The sequence below is a fragment of the Natroniella acetigena genome (assembly GCF_023227745.1).
Lineage (GTDB): Bacteria > Bacillota > Halanaerobiia > Halobacteroidales > Halobacteroidaceae > Natroniella > Natroniella acetigena.
The window spans coordinates 1-4642 of record NZ_JALKBX010000093.1 but is presented as its reverse complement, the minus strand read 5'-3'; the positions used below and the strand labels follow the sequence as shown (position 1 = coordinate 4642).

The window sequence follows — 4642 nt, the reverse complement described above, 5'->3', positions numbered from 1 at the left end:
TTTCAAAAATTGACCTAGGGGAAACTATACCCTAAAATTAAGTTCCAAATTTTTACTTGACATAGGACGTCTATTTTGTAATCCTATATTAATATTATAACGTCAAATCAGACCCAATGTCCAATAATTCTTGAAATTCAATCCTTAATAGAAAATAAAAATAAGATGCCTTGAGGCATCTTATTTTAGAGATTATTCACTTTAAAATGCAGGTACAATAGAACCTCCATACTCTTCTTCAATATAATCTTTAACCTGCTGTGAATTCAAAGCATCTGCTAGCTTATTTAACAGCTCATCTTCCCGTTCTGCTCCTCTAACTGCTAAAACATTGGCATAAGGTGATTCACTACCTTCAATTATCAATGAATCTTCAGTTGGAATCAGATCAACCTCTAAAACATAATTAGTATTGATCACTGCTGCTGTAACATCAGGTAACGACCGAGGCAATTGAGCTACTTCTAATTCTCTAAATTCTAGATCTTTAGGGTTGTCAATAATATCAACCGGTGTAGCTTCTAAGCCAGCCTCAGAACTCAATTCAATCAGCCCTGCTTCCTCTAATAATAAGAGTGCTCTTCCCTCATTAGTTGTATCATTAGGAATTGCAATCAACGCTCCTTCTTCAAGCTGATCTAAGTTGTCAATCTGCTCTGAATAAAGACCGATCGGCTCAATATGAACACTAGCAATATCCACTAAATCCAACTCTCTTTCAGAACTGAAATTATCTAAATAAGGAGTATGTTGAAAAAAGTTAGCATCAATACTCCCATCATCTAAGGCAAGATTAGGGGTTACATAATCAGTAAACTCCCTTATCTCCAACTCAATCCCTTCTTCTGCTAATAACGGCTTAACTACATCCTCTAAAATCTCAGCATGTGGAACAGGAGTAGCTCCTATTGTTATTCTTTCTACTTCTGTTGTTGCTTCTTCAGCTCCTCCACAACCTATTACCAACCCTGCTACTACTAATAAACTCAAGACTACTAATAATTTTTTCATTACTTCTCTCCTCCTCGTTTTCATTTAATATTTAATACCTAATATTGAATAATTATAATTCAAATTAAAAGTATAATTATTCTTATTGCTTTTCAATTATTCAGTATTCATTGCTTTTTAACTATTCAATATTCAGTATTCAATATTCACTGCTCTTTATTTGTGGTCTACTTTTGCTGCTAACCAATTCCCAAAACCTTGTAAACCTTGCACCATGACAATCAACAGTAATACCGTTTTAAGCATTACATCTGTTTGAAAGCGCTGATAACCATATCTAATTGCAATATCTCCTAAACCACCTCCACCAACTGCTCCCACTATTGCAGAAAAACTAACTAATGTAATTGCAGTTATGGTCAATCCCAAGATTAGCGAAGGCAAAGCTTCAGGAATTAAAACCTTAATTATAATCTCCCAGGAAGTAGCTCCCATAGCTTGAGCAGCTTCTATTATTCCTTGATCAACTTCCTTGATAGCACTTTCAACAATCCTACCAGTAAAAGGTATAGCTGCTACCGTCAAGGGAACAATTGCTGCCTCAGTACCAATTGAAGTTCCGACTAATAGACGAGTGAATGGAATAATAGCCACCATTAAAATGATAAAAGGGATTGAACGGACAACATTAATAATTATACTTAAAACAAAGTTAATATATTTATTTTCTAATAAATTATCCTTCTCTGTAACGACTACCCCTACTCCTAGCAACAGTCCAAAAAAGGTTGAAATCACCATTGAAAGACCCACCATATAGATTGTCTCTTGTAACCCCCCCCATAACAGCTCACTATCACTAACCAATATCTCTAACAGGTTCTGCACCCTGAATCACCTCTACTTTTACTTCATCTAAATCGACCAACTCCTTAATTGCTTCTTTAACTTGTTGCTTATTACCTTCAATCCCAATTACTAAAGTACCAAAACTAACTCCTTGAATCTTATCGATATTACCATATAAAATATTAACCTTAATCTGATACTTATGAATCAAATCAGAAATAAGTGACTGCTTAGCTGATTGACCAATAAAAGATATCTTGACTAAACTACCATTCCCAGTAGCATTATCTGTTGAAAATAAGAACTCTTCTGGTAAGTCAGCATTAATCACACCTTGGACAAACCTTTTAGTAACTTCTTGTTGGGGATTTAAGAATAGATCGATCACAGCACCCTGTTCAGCAATTTGACCTGCCTCTAAAACTGCTACCTTAGTACAGATCTCTTTGATAACTTCCATCTCATGAGTAATTAAAACAATAGTAATTCCCAGCTTCTGATTGATATCTTTTAATAATTCCAAAATTGAGTTGGTCGTTTCTGGATCTAAAGAAGAGGTTGCTTCATCACATAATAAGACTTGAGGATCATTAGCTAATGCTCTAGCAATCCCTACTCGCTGTTGTTGGCCCCCACTTAGTTGGCTAGGATAACTGTCTGCTTTATCAGCTAATCCAACTAACTTAAGTAATTTATATATTTTGCTTTTAATCTTATCTTTCTTCTCCCCTGCAAGTTCTAAAGGAAATGCTACGTTTTGAGCAACAGTTCGTGACTTTAATAGGTTGAAATTCTGAAAGATCATTCCGATCTCTTTTCTAGCTTCTCGTAATTCTTTAGTTGTCAACTCAGTTAGATCTTGACCTGCTATTATAATATCTCCACTACTTGGCTTTTCTAATAGATTCAAACAACGTATTAATGTACTCTTGCCTGCTCCGCTCGGGCCAATAATCCCAAAAATCTCTCCGGTTTCAATCTCTAAGTCTATCTTCTGTAGAGCAATAACTTCCTGCTCAGCACTTCGATAAACCTTTTGCAAATTATTAATTTTAATCATTGACTTTCTCTCCTTTTTAATCTTTTCTCTTTAGAAAAACAAAAAAACTCCCCCTCAAAGAGAAGAAGTAAAATAGCTAGCTTCCCCTCTTATCTATCAGGAATTAGCACCAGGCACTTAGATGAAAGTGCTGGTTGCTGGGCTTCATAGGGCCAGTCCCTCCGCCACTCTGGATAAGAGAATCCAAAACTTTATTAAGTTATATGTATCATAACAAATTAATCCCTAGTTTGTCAAACGGTTTTACCTTCCTTTGCTACCAAATCTTGTAAAGCCTTGCTCAATTGATCTGGACAAGAAGTCCCATTACGACAAGCTATCCCTTTCAACTTCTCAGCTACCTTCTCTATTGGTTGGCCCTCAACCAAAGCTGCTATCCCAGCTAAACTTCCATTACAACCACCAACAAAATCAACTTTTTCAATTACTCCGTCTTCAATTTCAAATCTGATCTCATCTGCACAAGTACCACTTGTTTTAAAAACTTCCATTATTACTGCCCCCTTGGTTACATTTAATATTGAATATTTAATATCTAATATTGAATAATTGAAGTTCATAAAAAACCATACACTAAATAATCAACAACTTATAAAACCAATTTAAAAACATCTAAGTTAACTCTTTTTGATATCTAACTATTAAATATTCAATATTCACTATTCATTATTCAGTGCTTCTTATTAGTATAACATCTATTTCAGGAAATTTAAATAGTTAATTCTAAAATTAATGTCTTGCCACTCCCTGTCGGGCCAATAATCACATGGCACTTACCCTCTGGTACAGTTAGAAAAATATCTTTAACAGCAAAATCTCCTAAATCTATCTTCAGATCTTTAATTTCGATCATATAATGTTCCTAAACCTACCATAATTAAAATCAAGATTAAGATCACGCCAAAAATTTCTCTTCAATCAAATCAGCTATCTCTATCACCTTCTCTGCCAACATTTCTGGCTGTTGATAATCATTAATAATCCTTGCTAATAGCTCATCTTCCGGTAACGCTGGCTCTTCATGAACTGCTGGTCTAAAGATTTCGATTTTAGGCTTGTCTCCTGTCTTATAACCTTCTGTTATCACCAAATCAAACTCTGTATCAATATAGTGTTCCATAATATAATCCAATTCAACCTGCTCAGTTACCTCCTTGATCAGAGCCAACTTCTCATGAGAAGTCAACACAACCTGAGCTGCTCCTGCTTTCCGATGGCGCCAGCTATCCTTCCCAGGCTTATCTATCTCAAATTTATGGGCATCATGCTTGATTGTCGCTATCTTATAGCCCCTTTTTTTTAATTCAGGAATTAAATGCGTGATAAAGGTTGTCTTACCTGAATTAGACCAACCAATGATTGAAACAACTGGAATCATATACAAACCTCCTTTTTAATTGATAATTGAGAATTGAAAATTGATAGTTAAAACCAAACAACAAAACAAACCAACTGATTTTTAACTTCCTTAATATAATTTAAATTTATTTTATGCTTTTAATCTCTTCCACTATCAATTATCAATTGAAAACTATCAATTGATTTTAACTATTCACTGCCCTTTCTCTCCGGGTTCTGTGAACCCTTCGTGATGAAAAAAATCCGCTCTTAGATTTTTTGTTGCTATTTATTACTTGAATTTTAACTGTACATTGTTCATTGTAAATTGTAAATTTGTTTTAACTATTCATTATTCACTATTCACTATTCATTATTCACTATTCAATGCTCTTTCTCTCCAGGTTCTGCGAACCCTCCGTGATGAAAAAAATCCGCTCTTAG

General features: G+C 34.6%; 6 protein-coding genes and 1 riboswitch. All 6 genes read right to left on the bottom strand.

The window, feature by feature from the left end; all coding sequences use genetic code 11:
• Positions 1-201: 201 nt before the first annotated feature.
• The gene (locus tag MWH25_RS12545; protein WP_248627994.1) at positions 202-1011 is read right to left on the bottom strand and encodes a MetQ/NlpA family ABC transporter substrate-binding protein; all 810 of its coding nucleotides are present in this window, start codon (positions 1009-1011) and stop codon (positions 202-204) included.
• Between the two features lie 156 nt (positions 1012-1167).
• On the bottom strand, positions 1168-1839 hold the full coding sequence (locus tag MWH25_RS12540) for a methionine ABC transporter permease (protein WP_248627993.1): 672 nt from the start codon (positions 1837-1839) through the stop codon (positions 1168-1170).
• Positions 1811-2860 carry a methionine ABC transporter ATP-binding protein gene (locus MWH25_RS12535; RefSeq protein WP_248627992.1) on the bottom strand — a complete coding sequence of 350 codons (1050 nt, stop codon included), beginning with the start codon at positions 2858-2860 and terminating at the stop codon, positions 1811-1813. Before MWH25_RS12535 ends, MWH25_RS12540 begins: the two co-directional genes overlap by 29 nt.
• 86 nt (positions 2861-2946) lie before the next feature.
• A riboswitch (SAM riboswitch) is annotated at positions 2947-3040 on the bottom strand.
• A 53-nt stretch (positions 3041-3093) separates the two neighbouring features.
• Positions 3094-3351, bottom strand: coding sequence for a TIGR03905 family TSCPD domain-containing protein (locus tag MWH25_RS12530; protein WP_248627991.1), 258 nt, complete (start codon positions 3349-3351; stop codon positions 3094-3096).
• A gap of 218 nt (positions 3352-3569) precedes the next feature.
• Positions 3570-3713: an ATP-binding cassette domain-containing protein gene (locus MWH25_RS12525; RefSeq protein ID WP_248627990.1), complete on the bottom strand. Its 144-nt coding sequence runs from the start codon at positions 3711-3713 to the stop codon at positions 3570-3572.
• Between the two features lie 42 nt (positions 3714-3755).
• Positions 3756-4238 carry a molybdopterin-guanine dinucleotide biosynthesis protein B gene (gene mobB, locus MWH25_RS12520; RefSeq protein ID WP_248627989.1) on the bottom strand — a complete coding sequence of 161 codons (483 nt, stop codon included), beginning with the start codon at positions 4236-4238 and terminating at the stop codon, positions 3756-3758.
• Between the last annotated feature and the right edge of the window lie 404 nt (positions 4239-4642).

Excerpts from the sequence above, each read along its gene's own strand:
- MWH25_RS12530 (WP_248627991.1), bottom strand. The coding sequence starts at position 3,351 with ATGGAAGTTTTTAAAACAAGTGGTACTTGTGCAGATGAGATCAGATTT.
- MWH25_RS12545 (WP_248627994.1), bottom strand. The coding sequence starts at position 1,011 with ATGAAAAAATTATTAGTAGTCTTGAGTTTATTAGTAGTAGCAGGGTTG.
- MWH25_RS12525 (WP_248627990.1), bottom strand. The coding sequence starts at position 3,713 with ATGATCGAAATTAAAGATCTGAAGATAGATTTAGGAGATTTTGCTGTT.
- mobB (WP_248627989.1), bottom strand. The coding sequence starts at position 4,238 with ATGATTCCAGTTGTTTCAATCATTGGTTGGTCTAATTCAGGTAAGACA.
- MWH25_RS12535 (WP_248627992.1), bottom strand. The coding sequence starts at position 2,860 with ATGATTAAAATTAATAATTTGCAAAAGGTTTATCGAAGTGCTGAGCAG.